The 16,212-nt window shown below is 67.3% G+C and carries 19 protein-coding genes; 12 read left to right on the top strand and 7 right to left on the bottom strand.

What is annotated here, in order from left to right:
- The first annotated feature begins 11 nt into the window (after positions 1–11).
- A complete protein-coding gene (locus ACH438_RS11245; protein WP_397003858.1) occupies positions 12–1,199 on the top strand; it encodes a cation:proton antiporter in 1,188 nt (395 codons plus the stop codon).
- Here ACH438_RS11245 and ACH438_RS11240 read toward each other — a convergent pair.
- Complete coding sequence (locus tag ACH438_RS11240; RefSeq protein ID WP_397003856.1) at positions 1,187–1,651, bottom strand: NUDIX hydrolase; 465 nt, start codon at positions 1,649–1,651, stop codon at positions 1,187–1,189. The two genes, ACH438_RS11245 and ACH438_RS11240, sit on opposite strands and share 13 nt — an antisense overlap.
- A gap of 256 nt (positions 1,652–1,907) precedes the next feature.
- Between ACH438_RS11240 and ACH438_RS11235 the strand changes: the two genes are divergently transcribed.
- From ACH438_RS11235 to ACH438_RS11200, 8 genes are all read left to right on the top strand, one after another.
- Positions 1,908–3,137, top strand: coding sequence for an AAA family ATPase (locus tag ACH438_RS11235; protein WP_397003854.1), 1,230 nt, complete (start codon positions 1,908–1,910; stop codon positions 3,135–3,137).
- 22 nt (positions 3,138–3,159) lie between these two features.
- On the top strand, positions 3,160–4,131 hold the full coding sequence (locus ACH438_RS11230; RefSeq protein ID WP_397003852.1) for a DUF58 domain-containing protein: 972 nt from the start codon (positions 3,160–3,162) through the stop codon (positions 4,129–4,131).
- A complete protein-coding gene (locus ACH438_RS11225) occupies positions 4,131–5,156 on the top strand; it encodes a VWA domain-containing protein (RefSeq protein ID WP_397003850.1) in 1,026 nt (341 codons plus the stop codon). The genes ACH438_RS11230 and ACH438_RS11225 overlap by 1 nt, the downstream gene beginning before the upstream one ends.
- A 49-nt stretch (positions 5,157–5,205) precedes the next feature.
- Positions 5,206–5,925, top strand: a complete 720-nt coding sequence (fabG1, locus tag ACH438_RS11220; protein ID WP_397003848.1) for a 3-oxoacyl-ACP reductase FabG1 — start codon at positions 5,206–5,208, stop codon at positions 5,923–5,925.
- 92 nt (positions 5,926–6,017) lie between these two features.
- Complete coding sequence (gene inhA, locus ACH438_RS11215; RefSeq protein ID WP_397003846.1) at positions 6,018–6,857, top strand: NADH-dependent enoyl-ACP reductase InhA; 840 nt, start codon at positions 6,018–6,020, stop codon at positions 6,855–6,857.
- A gap of 34 nt (positions 6,858–6,891) precedes the next feature.
- A complete protein-coding gene (locus ACH438_RS11210; RefSeq protein ID WP_397003844.1) occupies positions 6,892–7,980 on the top strand; it encodes a ferrochelatase in 1,089 nt (362 codons plus the stop codon).
- Between the two features lie 55 nt (positions 7,981–8,035).
- On the top strand, positions 8,036–8,284 hold the full coding sequence (locus tag ACH438_RS11205; protein ID WP_397003842.1) for a hypothetical protein: 249 nt from the start codon (positions 8,036–8,038) through the stop codon (positions 8,282–8,284).
- Positions 8,285–8,364: 80 nt separating this feature from the next.
- Positions 8,365–8,946 carry a hypothetical protein gene (locus tag ACH438_RS11200; protein ID WP_397003840.1) on the top strand — a complete coding sequence of 194 codons (582 nt, stop codon included), beginning with the start codon at positions 8,365–8,367 and terminating at the stop codon, positions 8,944–8,946.
- Between the two features lie 4 nt (positions 8,947–8,950).
- Here the strand turns inward: ACH438_RS11200 and ACH438_RS11195 are convergent, their stop codons facing one another.
- Positions 8,951–9,673, bottom strand: coding sequence for a hypothetical protein (locus ACH438_RS11195; RefSeq protein WP_397003838.1), 723 nt, complete (start codon positions 9,671–9,673; stop codon positions 8,951–8,953).
- A gap of 96 nt (positions 9,674–9,769) precedes the next feature.
- Between ACH438_RS11195 and ACH438_RS11190 the strand changes: the two genes are divergently transcribed.
- Positions 9,770–10,201, top strand: coding sequence for a hypothetical protein (locus ACH438_RS11190; RefSeq protein ID WP_397003836.1), 432 nt, complete (start codon positions 9,770–9,772; stop codon positions 10,199–10,201).
- Between the two features lie 178 nt (positions 10,202–10,379).
- On the opposite strand, the gene ACH438_RS11185 is transcribed toward ACH438_RS11190, so the two are convergent.
- From ACH438_RS11185 to ACH438_RS11165, 5 genes are all read right to left on the bottom strand, one after another.
- Positions 10,380–10,781 carry a nitroreductase family deazaflavin-dependent oxidoreductase gene (locus ACH438_RS11185; protein WP_397003834.1) on the bottom strand — a complete coding sequence of 134 codons (402 nt, stop codon included), beginning with the start codon at positions 10,779–10,781 and terminating at the stop codon, positions 10,380–10,382.
- Positions 10,782–10,790: 9 nt separating this feature from the next.
- Complete coding sequence (locus ACH438_RS11180) at positions 10,791–12,026, bottom strand: serine hydrolase domain-containing protein (RefSeq protein ID WP_397003832.1); 1,236 nt, start codon at positions 12,024–12,026, stop codon at positions 10,791–10,793.
- A gap of 63 nt (positions 12,027–12,089) precedes the next feature.
- Entirely contained in the window at positions 12,090–13,343 is a 1,254-nt protein-coding gene (locus tag ACH438_RS11175; protein WP_397003830.1) for an RNA polymerase sigma factor, read from the bottom strand.
- A 1-nt stretch (position 13,344) separates the two neighbouring features.
- Positions 13,345–13,686, bottom strand: a complete 342-nt coding sequence (locus tag ACH438_RS11170) for a YciI family protein (RefSeq protein WP_397004842.1) — start codon at positions 13,684–13,686, stop codon at positions 13,345–13,347.
- A gap of 83 nt (positions 13,687–13,769) precedes the next feature.
- Positions 13,770–14,636, bottom strand: coding sequence for a MinD/ParA family protein (locus tag ACH438_RS11165; RefSeq protein WP_397003828.1), 867 nt, complete (start codon positions 14,634–14,636; stop codon positions 13,770–13,772).
- 331 nt (positions 14,637–14,967) lie between these two features.
- On the opposite strand from ACH438_RS11165, the gene ACH438_RS11160 reads away from it, so the two are divergent.
- Positions 14,968–15,585, top strand: a complete 618-nt coding sequence (locus tag ACH438_RS11160) for a VOC family protein (protein WP_397003826.1) — start codon at positions 14,968–14,970, stop codon at positions 15,583–15,585.
- 10 nt (positions 15,586–15,595) lie between these two features.
- Positions 15,596–16,171 carry a GNAT family N-acetyltransferase gene (locus ACH438_RS11155; protein WP_397003824.1) on the top strand — a complete coding sequence of 192 codons (576 nt, stop codon included), beginning with the start codon at positions 15,596–15,598 and terminating at the stop codon, positions 16,169–16,171.
- The last annotated feature ends 41 nt before the right edge of the window (positions 16,172–16,212 follow it).

The following is a 16,212-nucleotide window of genomic DNA, read 5'->3' as shown; positions in this document are numbered from 1 at the left end:
AAGATGACCGAGTGATTGCCTCGATCATCGTTGTAGCGATTGTGGTGGCCCTATGGGCGTTGCTGGCGGCTCGATTGGAGCGCTGGCGGATCAGCGCACCTATGATCGTGGTCGCCGCCGGCATGGCCATGGGCCTGACCACCCACAACACCATCGGTGAAACGCTCAATACGCATGTCGCGCTGAAGGCCGCCGAAATCATCCTGGCGATCCTGCTGTTCGTCGACGCGACCGAAGTCCGCGGCGGCCTGCTCGGCAAGGAACCCGGCGCCGCGCTGCGAGTGTTGTTCCTGGCCATGCCTTTGAGCATGGTCGCGGCCGTGGTGCTGGGCTGGTGGCTGCTGCCCGGCAACGGCTGGCCCGTGCTGCTGGTCATCGCCTGCGTCGTGATGCCCATCGATATGGCCCCCGCCGCGGCGCTGGTACGCGATCGCCGCATCCCGGCCCGAGTCCGCAACGTGCTCAATGTCGAGAGCGGCTACAACGACGGAATCGCCTCGCCCATCATCCTTTTCGCGCTGGCACTGGCCGCGGACAAGCCCGGCGGCAACACCCCCTGGGACGCGCTCGCCTCGGCCGGCCCCTCGGCGCTGAAAGCCATTGCGGTGGGCCTGGTCCTGGGCGGCGCACTCGCGTGGCTGGTGAGCCGCAGCGAGCGCGCGAACCTGATGAGCGCGCAGTCGAAACGCCTCGCGCTGGTGGCCGCGCCGCTGCTGTCCTACGGCGTGGCCGTCGCGCTGTCGGGCAACGGTTTCGTTGCCTCGTTCGTGTGCGGGTTCGTCTTCCACTACGCGCGCCGCGAGGCCGAGAACCACCGCGATCTGGAACTGCTCGACGATATCGGCTTCCTGCTCACGGTCGCCATGTGGTTCGTCTTCGGCAACACCATCGTCTTCGCGCTGTGGGGCGGGGTGAGCTGGCGCGTGATCGTGTTCTCCGCCGCGGCCCTGACCGTGTTGCGCATGGTGCCGGTCGCCTTGTCGCTGATCGGCTCCGGCCTGAAACGCGTCGAGGTGCTGCTGATCGCGTGGCTCGGGCCGCGCGGCACCACCTCGATCGTGTTCGGCTTGCTGTCGTTCAACATGCTGCACGACGCGGACGCGGACCTGGTGCTGTCCGTCCTCGTCGTCACGGTGCTGGGCAGCGTGCTGGTGCACGGCATCGGCTCGCCGCTGACCATGCGCACCTATTCGCGGTAGTGCGCGAGGATCTCCCGGATCGACTTGGTCACGGGCAGTTCGCCATCCAGCGGAACCCACCGGTACGCGGCGTAATTGGACAACCGCACAGGCGCCGCGGCCGCCACGTCGACCGCGAAATGCTCGCGCCGCACCGTCTTTCCGGCATTGTCCAGATAGTCGAAACTGCCCAGGTGCCGCACCACGTCGGCGACGGTCAGCCCGGTCTCCTCGGCCATGCCGCGCGCCACCGCGGCGGCCAGCGGTTCGCCGGCGCGCACGATGGTCCCCGGTAGATACAACGGACCGCGCCCGGCCGCGTGCTCATCGCGATCGAGCAACAGCACCGCGCCGTCGCGTTCCAGCACGACACCCACTCTCAGCGCGACCCCATCGGCCTCGGCCCGCTCCTGCAATTCGGACAGCACCGATTCACCGATGGACTGCTTCGGTGAAACCTCGAAATCCCACACTGCACACCACATCCCGTAGGCCGGACGCCGTCGACCGGCAGTACTACCACGCTACTTGGGTCAATTCGGCTCGCGGCAGGGGTCTGTACGGAATTCGGTGCATCTCCACCGAACCGAGCTGTAACCAGGAAATTCTTCTCAATTTGGACACGCCGAACCAGGGCCCCAGCCTTTTTGACCAGACCGGTTGCGGCAATCACGGCGGATACCTGGAATAGTTGGGGCAGCACGCACAGAGACCGAGGCGAAAGCGGGGATGTTGGTGACTTCGACTGACGGTGTGAGCGGGGTAAGCACGGTGAAGGAGACGCCGTCGCCGGCACCGAGCACCCTCGATCGCGATGTCCAGGTTCTGGAGAAAGCGATCTATGAAGTCAAGCGGGTGATCGTCGGGCAGGACCGGCTGGTGGAGCGATTGCTCGTCGGTGTGCTCGCCAAGGGCCATGTGCTCCTCGAGGGCGTGCCCGGTATCGCCAAGACCCTGGCCGTGGAGACCTTCGCGAAGGTCGTGGGCGGCAGCTTCTCCCGAGTGCAGTTCACTCCCGACCTGGTCCCCACCGACCTCGTCGGTACGCGCATCTACCGCCAGGGCCGCGAGGAGTTCGACACCGAGCTCGGCCCGGTGGTCGCGAACTTCGTGCTCGCCGACGAGATCAACCGCGCACCCGCGAAGGTGCAGTCGGCCCTGCTCGAGGTGATGGCCGAGCGGCACGTGTCCATCGGTGGCAAGACCTACCCGATGCCGAACCCGTTCCTGGTCATGGCGACCCAGAACCCCATCGAGAGCGAAGGCGTGTACCCGCTGCCCGAGGCGCAGCGCGACCGCTTCCTGTTCAAGGTGATCGTGGACTACCCCTCGGTGGAGGAGGAGCGCGAGATCATCTACCGGATGGGCGTCACCCCGCCGGAGGCCAAGGCCATCCTCGATCCCGAGGAGCTGGTGCGCCTGCAGAACGTGGCCGCCAGTACCTTCGTGCACCACGCACTGGTCGACTACGTGGTCCGCGTCATCGCCGCCACCCGTAAGCCGCTGGACTTCGGCATGCAGGACGTGGCCGGCTGGATCTCCTACGGCGCCTCCCCGCGCGCCAGCCTCGGCATCATCGCCGCGGCGCGTGCGGTGGCGCTCATCCGTGGCCGCGACTACGTGGTGCCGCAGGATGTCGTCGAGGTGATCCCGGATGTGCTGCGTCACCGCCTGGTGCTGTCCTACGACGCGCTGGCCGACGAGGTCTCGCCCGACGATGTGATCCGCCGGGTGCTGCAGACCGTGGGCCTGCCGCAGGTGGCCCCGCAGGCCGTCGCCCCGAACTCGGCCGCGCAGGCCGCGTCGGCACCGGCCGCGCCGCCGGTCATGGGCCCGCACGGCACGCCCGCACCGGGTCAGCCGGGCGTCGCGCCGCAGGCGCAGGGCATCCCGCAGCAGGGGATCCCGCGGCCGCCGAACGGTCAGCCGTCCGGAATTCCCGGCCAGCCCCAGAAGTGAGGCGCCGGAACAGGTTGCGCCCGTGACTATTCCCACTCCCAATGCCGCGTCGCACGCCCCGCCCTCCTTCGCGTCGGGGCAGTTGACCGACCCGAGGTTGACCGCGGCGTTGAAGACGCTCGAACTCACCGTGCGCCGCCGCCTGGACGGCGTGCTGCACGGCGACCATCTGGGCCTGATCCCGGGCCCGGGTTCCGAACTCGGCGACGCCCGCGAATATCAGCCGGGTGACGATGTGCGCCAGATGGATTGGTCGGTGACCGCCCGCACCACGCATCCGCACGTGCGGCAGATGATCGCCGACCGGGAACTCGAGACCTGGCTGGTGGTGGACCTCTCCGCCAGCCTCGACTTCGGTACCGCCCTGTGCGAGAAGCGGGATCTGGTGGTGGCGGCCGCGGCCGCGATCACCCACCTGACCAGCGGCGGCGGTAACCGCATCGGCGCCGTGGTGGCCAATGGCCAAGAGCTGATCCGCATTCCGGCCCGCAGCGGCCGGGTGCACGCGCAGTCCATGCTGCGCAAGATCGCGACCACCCCGCACGCCCCCGACGGGGTGCGCGGTGACCTGCGCGGCGCCATCGAGGCGCTGCGCCGGCCGCAGCGCAAACGCGGCCTGGCCGTGGTCATTTCCGACTTCCTCGGCGAGATCGATTGGCAGCGTTCGCTGCGGGCCATCTCCGGCCGGCACGACCTGCTCGGCGTCGAGGTGCTGGATCCGCGCGATCTGGCGCTGCCGGATGTGGGGGATGTGGTCCTGCACGATCCGGAGACCGGCCATACCCGCGAATTCAGCGTGACCCCGTCGCTGCGTGCCGATTTCGCGCGCGCCGCGCAACAGCATCACGAGGAGGTCGAGGCCGTGCTGCGCAGTTGCGGCGCGCCGGTGATGACGTTGCGCACCGATCGGGACTGGATCACCGACGTGGTCCGCTTCGTGTCCACCCGGCGCCACACCTTCGGCGCCCCGAACTCCGGACGGGTGTCGCGATAGTGAGTATTTCCGGAACACCGTTCAGCATCTCGGGTTTCACCTCCGCGCTGTGGCTGGGCTTCATCGTGGCGCTGGTCGTCATCGCGCTGATCTATGTACTGGTGCAGCGGCGCCGGCGCAAGCACATGCTCCGCTTCTCGAATATGGAGCTGCTGGAGCAGGTTGCGCCGGTGCGGCCCAAGCCGTGGCGGCATGTGCCCGTGGCACTGACACTGGTCGGCCTGCTGTTCCTGACCATCGCCGCGGCCGGGCCGACCGCGGCCAAGAGGGTGCCGCGCAACCGCGCGACCGTGATCCTGGTGATCGACGTGTCGCTGTCCATGGAGGCGACCGACGTGCCGCCCAGCCGCATTCAGGTGGCCCGCAAGGCCGCCAAGCAGTTCGCGGACGGGCTCACCCCGGGCATCAACCTCGGTCTGGTCACCTTCGCGGGCACCGCCTCGGTGCAGGTCTCGCCGACCACCAATCGGGAGGCGGTGAAGGCGGCCATCGACAATATGAAGCTGGCCGAGCGCACCGCGACCGGTGAAGGCATCTTCACCGCACTGCAATCCGTGGACACGCTCGCGTCGGTGCTCGGTGGCGCGGAGACGCCGCCGCCCGCGCGGATCGTGCTCATGTCCGACGGTAAGCAGACCGTCCCGGACGATCAGGATGTCGAGAATCCGCGCCACGGTTTCGTCGCCGCCCGGCTGGCGAAGCAGAAGGGCATTCCGATCTCGACGATTTCGTTCGGTACCACCTGGGGCACCGTCGATATCCCCGATCCGGACGGCAAGGGCTCGCAGCGGGTGCGGGTGCCGGTGGACGATGACGCGCTGCACGAGATCGCGAATCTCTCGGGCGGCGAATTCTTCACGGCCTCCTCCCTCGAAGAGCTGAGCAGCGTGTACGCCAAGCTCGACGAGCAGATCGGCTACGAGATGACGATGGGCGATGCGAGCCGGCCGTGGCTGTTGCTCGGTTTGCTCGTGACCGCCGCGGGTGTGACCACCGCTCTGGTCTATCGTCAGCGTCTGCCGTAACTCGGTACCGCGCGCCGACTCCCGAATACGAACAGATAGGTTTGCGTCTATGTCGAACATCACATCCCGGTCGGTATTGGTGACCGGCGGTAACCGCGGCATCGGCCTCGCGGTCGCCCAGCGCCTGCTCGCCGACGGACACAAGGTGGCCGTGACCCATCGCGGGTCCGGCGTGCCCGAGGGTCTCTTCGGCGTGAAATGCGATGTCACCGATAGCGAATCGGTCGATCGCGCGTTCTCCGAGGTGGAGGCGCACCAGGGTCCGGTCGAGGTCGTCGTCGCCAACGCGGGCGTCGTGGACAACACGCTGTTCATGCGCATGAGCGAGGAATCGTTCACCAAGATCATCGACGCCAACCTCACCGGAGCATGGCGAGTCGCCCAGCGCGCCAACCGCAATATGCTGAAGAACCGCTGGGGCCGCGTCATCTTCCTGGGATCGGTTGTCGGCCAGGCGGGTGCGCCCGGCCAGGTCAACTACGCCGCCGCCAAGTCCGGCCTGATCGGCATGGCCCGCGCCATCACCCGCGAGGTCGGCAAGCGTAATATCACCGCGAACGTGGTGGCGCCGGGCCTGATCGACACCGATATGACCCGCGACGAGATGACCCCCGAGATGCGCAAGACCGCCCTCGACTTCATCCCCGCCGGCCGCATCGGCCAGCCGGAGGACGTCGCCGCGGCGATCAGCTTCCTCGCGTCCGACGACGCCTCCTACATCTCCGGCGCGATCATTCCCGTCGACGGTGGTATGGGTATGGGCCACTGAGCTTTTCACTGTGAAAGGCGCAGTGTTCAGTTAGGCTCTGCGTTCCGAACTCCCTGGCCAAGTACTTACAAACGAGGAGAACCGACCAACCCATGGGTGGATTGCTCGAAGGCAAGACCGTACTCATCACCGGCATCATCACCGACTCGTCCATCGCATTCCACGCGGCCGCCAAGGCGCAGGAGCAGGGCGCGAAGGTGATCATCACCGGTATTCCGGAGCGGCTGCGGCTGATCGACCGGATCGCCAAGCGGCTGCCGCAGGAGGTTCCCCCGGCCATCGGCCTCGATGTGACCAATGAGGAGAACCTGGGCGAGCTGGCCGACAAGGTCCGCGAGCTGGCGCCCGAGGGCATCGACGGTGTGCTGCACTCCATCGCGTTCGCCCCGCGCACCCTGATGGGCCCGGAGGCCCTGCCGTTCCTCAACGGCCCGGGCGCCGACGCCGCCAAGGCCTTCGAGATCTCGGCCTGGTCCTACGCCTCGCTGGCGCGCGCCGTGCTCCCGGTCATGAACGAGGGCGGCTCCATCGTGGGCATGGACTTCGATCCGCGCACCGCGATGCCGTACTACAACTGGATGGGTGTGGCCAAGGCCGCGCTGGAGTCGGTCAACCGCTACGTGGCGCGAGAGGTGGGCGAGGCCAAGCGCATTCGCTCCAACCTGATCGCCGCGGGCCCGATCAAGACCCTCGCCGCCAAGGCCATCGCGGGCACCGCCACCGATGACGCCAAGCAGCTGAACATGCTCAACACCTACTGGGACGGCGCCTCCCCGATCGGCTGGGATGTCGACGACCCGACCGTGGTCGCCAAGTCCGTGGTCACCCTGCTGTCGGATTGGCTGCCGGGCACCACCGGTTCGATCATCTACGTGGACGGTGGCGCCAGCCACAACACCTGGTTCCCGGCGGACGGCTTCGGCGCCAACTGATCCGGACCCGGTTCGAGTTGTAAGGAGGAGAGCAGTGGCCACCCGGTTGCAACCAGGTGATGGGGAGCCCCAGGCTCGTGACGTGGACGCCCTGCTACTGCTGTCCTTCGGCGGTCCCGAGCGCCCCGAGGACGTGATGCCGTTCCTGGAGAACGTCACTCGCGGCCGGGGCGTGCCGCCGGAGCGCCTCGCCGAGGTCGCGCAGCATTATCTGCACTTCGGCGGGGTGTCACCCATCAATGCCTTGAATCTCGACATCATCAAGGCGATCGAGGCCGAATTCGCCGCGCGCGGAATCGATGTGCCAGTGTATTTCGGTAATCGCAATTGGCATCCGATGGTGGAGGACACCGTCGAGCGCATGCGCGCGGACGGAATCCGTTCCGCCCTGGTGTTTCCCACCTCGGCATGGGGCGGATATTCCGGGTGCAAGCAATACCACGAGGACATCGTGCGCGCCCGCGCCGCGGTGGCCGATGCCCCCGAATTGGTGAAACTACGCCAGTATTTCGATCATCCGCTGTTGATCGAGGCCTTCGCCGACGCCATTCGCGCGGCCGTGGCCGAGCTACCCGCCGGGCGCCGCGAGCGGGCGCGGCTGGTGTTCACCGCGCACTCGATTCCGGTGTCGGCCGACAATGCCTCCGGTCCGCCGGGGGAGCAGGCCCTCTACAGCCGCCAGGTGGCCGAATCGGCCCGCCTGTGCGCCGCCGCAACCGGATTCGACGACTACGACGTGGTGTGGCAGTCCCGCTCCGGCCCGCCGCAGGTGCCGTGGCTGGAACCCGACATCGTCGACCATCTCGACGCCCTCGGCGCACGAGGCGTGGACGCCGTGGTGCTGTGCCCCGTCGGCTTCGTCTCCGACCACCTCGAAGTGATCTGGGATCTCGACAACGAGGCGAAGGAGCGCGCCGGCGAACTGGGCATGGCCTTCGCCCGCGCCGCCACCCCCGGCCCGGACCCGCGCTTCGCCCGACTGGTCGCCGAGCTGGTGGACGAATACCGCACCGATGCGAAACCGCTGCAGTCGAGCGATTTCCCGAGCCTGGGTTGCACCGTCAACGGTGTCACCTGTGTGGTCGGCTGCTGCGATATGCCCGCGCGTCCGCGCCGGTCATGAGCGTTTTCGACCCCTCGGCGAGCGCGTCGGCGCGGCGAAATGTAGTCTCGCGCCGGTGAATAGAGTGAGCAATGCTTCGGGTCAGCGCAGGCAGGCCGGCTATTCGGGCGGTTCCCGTAGTGGCGGTGCGTCCGCGCAGAAGCGGATGTTCGGTAAACCCGACTGGTTCCTGGTCTTCCCGCTGCTGGGACTCTTCCTGGCCGCCTTCATCTGTGCGGTGCTGGCCGCCTCGACCATCATCGCCGTGGTGCTGGTGCTGATCGGTGTGGTGCTGGTGGTGCTGGACAGCTGGCTCAACCGCTGAGATCGGCTGCGGCCTCGATTCCGTATCCGGGCGTATCACCCGTTAACATCGCTGTGCAGCACAGACGATGAGGGGGAAGCTTGACCGCGCCCGGGAACGAGCCGCAGCCACAACGGATTCCGATCCGTGTTCCGCTGGTGGCGGTGTCGATTGCCAGTGTCGTGGCGGTGCTCGGCACCGGCGCGGCGATCACCTTCGGTGTGCTGTATTCCGGCGCGCACGAGGTTGCCGCCGACCGGGATTCGACGGTGGCCATGCTGCAGCAAGCGGTTTCCGACAACGACCGCAGCAAGGCCGCCACCAAGGCCGCCTGTGATTTCGCGGGTCTGGTCGGGACCTATGACGCGGGGAATCTGGACGGCTACTTCAACGCGGTGATCAACGCGTCGACCGGCACCTGGCGGAAGAACTTCTCCGACGGCTCCGATGCGCTGAAGACCCAGCTCACGTCGTTGCAGGCCCGCAGTCAAGTGGCCGAAACCCATTGCGGGCTGGCCGCACTCGATGCGCACAGCGCGCAGGTGGTGGTGATCGTCAAGCAATCGCGGACGAATTCGGCGGTGCCGAACCCGGATCCGCTGACCGTCCCGATGGTGCTGACCCTCGACGAGCAATCCGACGGGCGCTGGCTGGTCAGCGGTCTGTCCTCGCCCTCGCTCTGAGCCGCTACTTCAGCACGTTCACCGCACGGGCGATGACCAGGCTCACCGTGACCAGTGAGATCGCGGACTGGGTCATCATGAGTGTCTTCGCCCAGCGTGACATGGGCATCACGTCGGTGGGGCTGAACGCGGTCGCGTTGGTGAACGACAGATACAGGTAGTCGGGAAACTGCGGCTCCCAGTTCGGGTCGGCGAGATCCTGGTTCTGCATCTGCACGAACAGGAAATCCGGATACGGCTTGCTCACATGCGCGCGCGCCGCCGGCCCGCCGCGGTCGAAATCCCAATACCAGAGCGCGAATACGAGCACATTCGACAGCCACACCCCGCCGCCGGAGGCCAGCAGACCCGCCGCATTGTCACTGATGCGCCCGTCGATCAGCGCCCGCACCAGGTGAATGACCGACCAGATCATGGCGAACCCGAGCAAGGCCATCAGCAACAAGCCGATGCGCCGCAGCCACGTCTCCTCGCGGTCGAGACGGAAGGGACTGGCGATGACGAGGATCAGCAGCATGGCGAAGGCGATGGCGGGCACCAGCCAGCGCGGTCCGGCCGTGAACCCCGCGGGCAGATAGAACTGCAGGATCAGGAACCCCACCATGGCCGCCGTCGCCCACCAGCGGGATTCGCCCGCCGTGCGGCGCGCCCACGCCGGTACCTGATCATCGCTGTCCGGGGTACTACTGTCCGGGGCGTCGCCGTGCTGGCTGTCCGAGGCGGTCACCCGAGCAGTATGCCCGTCTGTTCGACGCGATCGGCGGAAGCGAGGATCATGAATATCCCATCCTCTAGAAGATCAGGTATCGAAAGGAGGACCCGCATGCTCGGTCATCGGCTCACCGCGCCGCTACTGCTCACGACGGCGGTCGCCTGCTCGGCATTCGTCCCCGTCATCGCCTCGGCTCAGGCGCCGGCCTCGATCAGCGTCGATTCGGCCCTCACCTACAACGTCACCACGCTCGCCATCGACGGCACCGCGTCCTGTACCGGCGGCGGCACCGCCGGAGTCACGGTCGTGAACGCCTCGCTCGCCCAGATGTTCCAGGGCGGGGTCGGCGGCCCCATCGCCATCCAGCTCAACGGCCCGGTCATGGTGAACTGCGACGGCACCCAGCAGAGCTGGACCGGCCAGTTGGTCGCGCCCGGCCGTGCCCTCCCCAACGACTCGGGCGGCACCCTCACGGTCACCCTGGCCCAGGGCTCCAACACGATTGCCACCACCGGCCCCCAGTCCGTCCACATCACGACCTGAAAGACACTGGGTAGGACGACCGGAAAGGGCGTCGGCGTTGCGACTTCAGGTCGTGGAGTACCTGACGCCCCAGGAGGCCGTGCCTTCAGATGTGAAGCCGCGACCTGACGCGAACTGTCATCGCCGTCGGCGACCTGAAATCGGCCGGGGGAGTGGCGATTTCAGGTCGGCGGCGGTTTCAGTGGGCGGGTTCGATATCCGCGACGAACAATTCGAGTCGCCGCCCGGCGACTCGCGCGGCCAGCGGCAGTCCCGGCCCGGCGGACTCGCGGTCGACCACGCGCGGGTTGACGAGGTGATAGCGCCGGAACGCCGAGCGGGTATCGGCCTCACCGGCGGCGAGGATGTTCTTCACCCAATCGGTGCGCCCGTGGCCCAGGGCCACGTAGAACTTGTCCCCGGATCGGAAGGCATTGACGGGGGTGGCGAAGGGCCGTCCGGACTTGCGGCCGTGATGTTCGAGGACGGCGAAGCCGGGCAGGTAGGGCGCGAGCGGGCGGATGGCCGGGTTCATGTACTTGTTCTGGAAGCGGTCGAACCAGGCGGGAAAGATGCTGACTGGGTGGTCGGTTGTCGACATGTCGGCACCCTACGCCGCGGTGGTGCGTGCGGGTAGCTCCGCGGCGGTCCGCGCGGACTTGACGATGCTCGGAACGAGCATGGCCAGCAAGGTCATATCCAGCGGCGCCCACACCGCGGACATGCGATTGTGCACGAATCCCACCGAGACGCCGGACCCAGGATCGGTCCACCCACCGGACCCGAAGGCGCCCAGATGGCCGTACCCGTGCAGCGCTCGCGGCGCCGGGAACGTGTGGAAACCCAAGTGCCAGAACGGAACCACGAGCGCGCGATCGAGCTGGAAGGTCTCGATCTTCGCGGTCGCACGCACGGTCTCGGTGGAGAGATACGGTTTCCCGTCCACCAAGCCGTAACAGGCATAGGCGCCATACATCTTCGCCAGCGCCCGGGCGGTGCACACGCCATTGCCGGCGGGCAATTGCGTTCGATGCAGGATCGGCGGCTGGTCTCCGGCGAAGATGCTCTCCAATCCGGGCACATAGATCATGCGCATCGGTGCGCGGGTCGGTCCCGGTAAGGCGCGCGCGAAGCCGGCCACCGGTGTGGCCAGGCGACTGGTCATCACCGGTAGTACGGAGCCGACGAGATCGGCGCCGCGGGTGCGTGATCCGGCGGGCGGGTAGCCGAGGTGGATGCCGTCGACACCCAGCGGGTCGGCGATCTCGGTGCGGTACAGCTCGCGCATGTCCTTGCCCGTGATGGCACGGGCCAGTCCGGCCATCAGCCAGCCGATGGTGAGCCCGTGATAGATCGGCTTGCCCAGCAACTGATCCGGAGTGGCCGCGGCCAGCCGCTCTTCCATCAGGCGGTGGTCGAGCACCTCGGCCGCGGAGCGCGCGGGTATCGCCGAGAGTCCCGCCCGGTGAGAGAGCAACTGCCGCACCGTGATCGAGCCCTTACCGCCGGCGGCGAACTCCGGCCAGTACTCGGCGACCGGGGCGCTGTAATCGATCAACCCGCGATCGGCGAGGCGGTGAATGACGGTGGCACTCACACCCTTCGACGCGGAGTAGATCATCGCGCCGGTATCGCCGGTCCACGGCGTCCCCGCCTCGTCCGCGGCGCCCGCCCAGATATCGAGCACCGGTTCCCCGTCCCGATATACGGCCAATCCGGCGCCATTGCCGGTGCGGCCGGCGAAGAGCCGGGCAAAAATCCCGACCGCCCGGTGATATTCGGGCCGGGCGAACCCGCTCACGCCGGCGGGGAGAGGCAGCGTCGCACTCTGCGGTGTGGTGTCCATCTTGGAACGGTAAGCGCTACGGGCCGTCATGGACAAGAGTTGTCCCAGACAGATTGTGCACCGTCACCGAGATGGACGATCCGCAGTGTCCGTTCCCATGACCGATAAACGCCGTGTGGTCAGGAATTCACGCTCGACCTCGTTATCGGCGAGCTCGATCGCGACATCGTAAGCTGCGACGGCCTCGGCGACGCGACCGAGCCGCCGCAGGAAATCTGCGCGAACAGCGTGGAAAAGCTGGTTCCCCGGCAATTCCAGATCCGCTATCGAGGCAAGAGCCTCCTCCGGCCCAGACACTTCCGCCATTGCGACCGCTCGATTGAGCCGCACCATCGGGCCGGGCGCGATCGTCAGCAGATGGTCGTACAACTGCAGAATCTGCGCCCAATCGGTCTCCGCGGCCTCGACCGCGTCAGCGTGCACCGCGGCAATGGCCGCCTGCAGCTGATACGGCCCGGGCTGATTGCGCCGCAAGCATTCTCGCACCAGCATCTGCCCCTCCGTGATGAGCGCCCGATCCCACAGCCGCCGATCCTGTTCCGGCAACGGCACCAACCGCCCGTCCCCGGTCGTGCGTGCCGCACGCCTGGAATCGGCGAGCAGCATGAGCGCCACCAAGCCCATGACCTCCGGCTCCCCGGGCATCAGCGCGGTCAGCAACCGGCCCAGCCGAATCCCTTCCGCGCACAGATCCGCCCGGATCAATTGCGCACCGGCAGTGGCGGTATGTCCCTCGGTGAAAATGAGATAGACGACGGCGAGCACTCCATCGAGCCGGGCGGGCAGATCGGCGTCGGCGGGCACCCGATAGGGGATACGCGCATCACGAATCTTGCCTTTGGCACGCGTGATGCGCTGCCCCACAGTGCTTTCGGAGACCAGGAACGCCCGCGCGATCTCCGGCACGGACAGCCCACCCAGTAACCTGAGCGTGAGCGCCACCTGCGCCGGTCGAGCCAGGGCCGGATGCGCGCAGGTGAAGATCAGCCGCAGACGATCGTCGGCCACCGCGCCCTGCTCGTCCGGCTCGTCGCGGGCGTGCAGCAGCGCGGCCTGGGCGTACTTGTCCTGCCGGGCGGCCTCGCGGCGCAATCGATCCACCGCCCGATTCCGGGCCGTGGTGATGATCCACCCCGGCGGGCTCGGCGGCACACCCTCCTCGGGCCAGCGCTGTATCGCGGTGGTGAACGCATCCTGTACCGCGTCCTCCGCGATGTCCGCATCGCCGAAAATGCGGATCAGACTGGCGACGGCGCGCCCGTAATGCTCGGTGAACACGTCTTCGATGGCCGCGAGATCCGTTCCGCCCGAACTCATCTCACCCATCCTGCAGCGGCCGTACCTCGATCGGCAGCGTGATGATGCGAGCCATCCGCCGCCCCCACTCCAGCGCCTCGTCCAGATCGGCCGCCGCGACCACGGTGAACCCGCCGATATGTTCGCGCCCCTCCGCGTACGGCCCGTCGGTGATGAGTACGTCCGCGCCCTTGGCCCGCAGGACGGTGGCCGTGCTCGGCGCGTGCAATCCGGCAGCGAACACCCACGCCCCGGCCGCGCGCATCTCATCGTTGAGCAGTTCCAGCTCGCGCATGATCTCGTCGATATTCGCCGGCGGCGCGCCACCATCCGGCTGGTAAATGCTGATCAGATACTGCTTCACCACGAGTCCTCCGTTCTGCGATCACCCGGCGGAGAACCGGGCTCACCTCCTATACGAACGGGCGCAAGCAGATACGACAGTACTCAGCGCAGCAGATTCACGACCTGCCGATAGGCGGCCCGGGTGGACTGCGCCATCCGCGACCAGGTGACGGGCCCGCCCGCGGCGAGGTGGGTGTCGTAGGGGATTTCGGCCACCGCGCGCACGACATCCTCCAGGTAGCGGCGGGCATGGTTGGCGACAGTCGGCCCGTCGGAGGGATGCTGCCTGGTCACGACGATCACCGAATCGGCCAGGTGGTACTGGCTGTAGTTGTCGTCGAGCCAGATGAGGGCGGGCTTGAGCCGGTTGATGGCGTCGGCGCGGGCGGCCACGGTGATGACCAGGCCGATGCGGGAATCGCACAGCAGCGGCGCGACCATGCGATTGGTGACGTGGGCGCCGCCGTCGTAGACGGGCAGGCAACCGGCCTCGCACAGGTCGCGGTGGACCGAGGAGTAGCTCTCGCGGCGCGGGAGGGCCTCCGGGCCGCGCGGCAGCACGCCGACGCTGGCGCTGTTCTCACCGCAGGCGTCGAGTACCGCGGAGGGCAGGCTGCGATGGCTCATATTGAGCCAGCTCTGCACCGTCCCGGCGGCGTCGATGATGTCGCAGCCGCGGCGGGCGAGGTCGCCGCCGGTCGGGGTGGCGTCGACCACGACCGGGGAATGCTCGCCGTAGTCGTAGGCCGCGGCGGCCGCGACACCGAGTGCGGTGGTGGTGGTTCCGGCGCCGCCGGAACTGCCCAGGACGAGTACGGACGGCAGGTCCGCCCAGAGCAGGAAGCCGTTACCGCCGTGCAGTCGCACCCGGTCGGTGGGTGCGCCGGGCGGCGCGGAACGCAGCAGTAGGGCGAGATCGGTTGGCGTGGCGGAAAGCTCGGCTGGATGATCCGGGAATATGACAGACACTCGAGATTCCTTCGTGCGGGCATCGTTCGGTTCTGCGGATCGGGTCGATCACCGCTTCGCACCCACACCGTGCCGGCGAGCTTCCCCTGCGCTACGACATGTTCGATGAATTCCTTCGATTACCTGCCCCCGCAAACCCCCTGCGTTCGCGTCGATCCGGAACTCAAACTACTTGTGTTGCAACATATTCGAATGTCGCACGATCGTACACTGATCTTGGTGTCCGTGATGTCCCGATCGCGAATCCTGTTATACCCCTATCGCAACCCCCTATCGGGGTGTTCGCGCGCCGGCCTGCGGACCCCTATCGGAGGCGGGGTATCGTGCGATCATGCAGCTCGATCACGTGTTCTGCCTGGTCGATCCGGCCGATGACTGGGCGGAGCGGCTCGCGGCGGCGGGCCTCGAACCGGATGCGGGCATGCGCCACGCGGGGCAGGGGACACGTAATCGGAGGTTGCATATCGGGTCGCTCTTCCTGGAATTGTTGTGGGTCTGTGACAAAGCCGAAGCGCAGCACAATCCATTGCGATTGGATCGGCGGGCCGATTGGGTGCGTTCGGGCGCCAGTCCATTCGGTGTGGGACTGCGTGGCAGTCTGCCCGGGGAACTCGCCGGCAGCTATTGGCAGTACACCGATCTGGGATTCCCTATCTGGGTTCCGCGTGACGATCAGGACGCTCCGGAACGTCCCCTGATTTTCATACTGGACTCACCAGCCAGACCGGTCGGAACGCTTTCTCGCCCAGCCGTTTCCATTGCCGCTGATCCGATCCATTCCGTCCGGATCGGCACCACATCGATTGCCGACATTCCCCCTTACGAAGGCCCGGCGATCATCCAGGAAACGGGTGCGGCGCGTTTGGAGGTATTCCGCACCGGCGGACCCGACGTGTTCATCACCGATATCCTCGCGCTCCGCAATGCCGATTCCCCGGCCGATCGATAAGTTCGGATTCATGGAAATAGAAGCGCCATCGGCACTCTCGCCCGGCATCACCCCGCCGCAGCGAATAGCGCTGGGCGATCTGGTCGTTCGCCGCTGGGAACCGCTGGATCTGCTACCGCGGTTCGCGGCGCTCACGGCCTCGTTCGAGCACCTGCACAGCTGGATGGAATGGGCCGCCGAACCGATCACCCTGGAACAGCAGCGCGAATTCGGCGCCGCCATGGCCGCGAGCTGGCCCAGCGCGTCGGGCAGCTTCAACTACGGAATCTTCGACCGTGCGGAGGCGGTGCTCGGCGCCATCGGAATCCACGATCGCGTCGGCCCGCGCACCCTGGAAATCGGCTACTGGTGCCACGTCGACCACACCGGCCGCGGCGTGATCACCCGCAGCGCCGCCGAACTGACCCGCATCGCCCTCGCGCTACCGGGCGTGGACCGCGTCGAAATCCATTGCGATGCCGCCAATACCCGTAGCGCCGCGGTTGCCCAGCGCCTCGGCTACCGCCTCGAACGCATCGCCCCGCGCCCGAAACTCGCTCCTGCCGAATCCGGGCAAGGCATGTGGTGGGTGAAAACCGCGGAGTAGCCTGGGTGCTGTCAGACCGGTCGGGGATATCCGGCAAGGAG

Origin of the sequence: Nocardia sp. NPDC020380, from assembly GCF_044386975.1 — a bacterium.
Lineage (GTDB): Bacteria > Actinomycetota > Actinomycetes > Mycobacteriales > Mycobacteriaceae > Nocardia.
The sequence above is the reverse complement of the archived record's forward strand: the minus strand, read 5'-3'. Positions and strand labels throughout refer to the sequence as shown.

What these genes read in the sequence shown, in the direction of transcription:
- ACH438_RS11235 (WP_397003854.1), top strand. Translation starts at nt 1,908, where the DNA reads ATGTTGGTGACTTCGACTGACGGTGTGAGCGGGGTAAGCACGGTGAAG.
- fabG1 (WP_397003848.1), top strand. Translation starts at nt 5,206, where the DNA reads ATGTCGAACATCACATCCCGGTCGGTATTGGTGACCGGCGGTAACCGC.
- inhA (WP_397003846.1), top strand. Translation starts at nt 6,018, where the DNA reads ATGGGTGGATTGCTCGAAGGCAAGACCGTACTCATCACCGGCATCATC.
- ACH438_RS11190 (WP_397003836.1), top strand. Translation starts at nt 9,770, where the DNA reads ATGCTCGGTCATCGGCTCACCGCGCCGCTACTGCTCACGACGGCGGTC.
- ACH438_RS11185 (WP_397003834.1), bottom strand. Translation starts at nt 10,781, where the DNA reads ATGTCGACAACCGACCACCCAGTCAGCATCTTTCCCGCCTGGTTCGAC.
- ACH438_RS11180 (WP_397003832.1), bottom strand. Translation starts at nt 12,026, where the DNA reads ATGGACACCACACCGCAGAGTGCGACGCTGCCTCTCCCCGCCGGCGTG.
- ACH438_RS11175 (WP_397003830.1), bottom strand. Translation starts at nt 13,343, where the DNA reads ATGAGTTCGGGCGGAACGGATCTCGCGGCCATCGAAGACGTGTTCACC.
- ACH438_RS11160 (WP_397003826.1), top strand. Translation starts at nt 14,968, where the DNA reads ATGCAGCTCGATCACGTGTTCTGCCTGGTCGATCCGGCCGATGACTGG.
- ACH438_RS11155 (WP_397003824.1), top strand. Translation starts at nt 15,596, where the DNA reads ATGGAAATAGAAGCGCCATCGGCACTCTCGCCCGGCATCACCCCGCCG.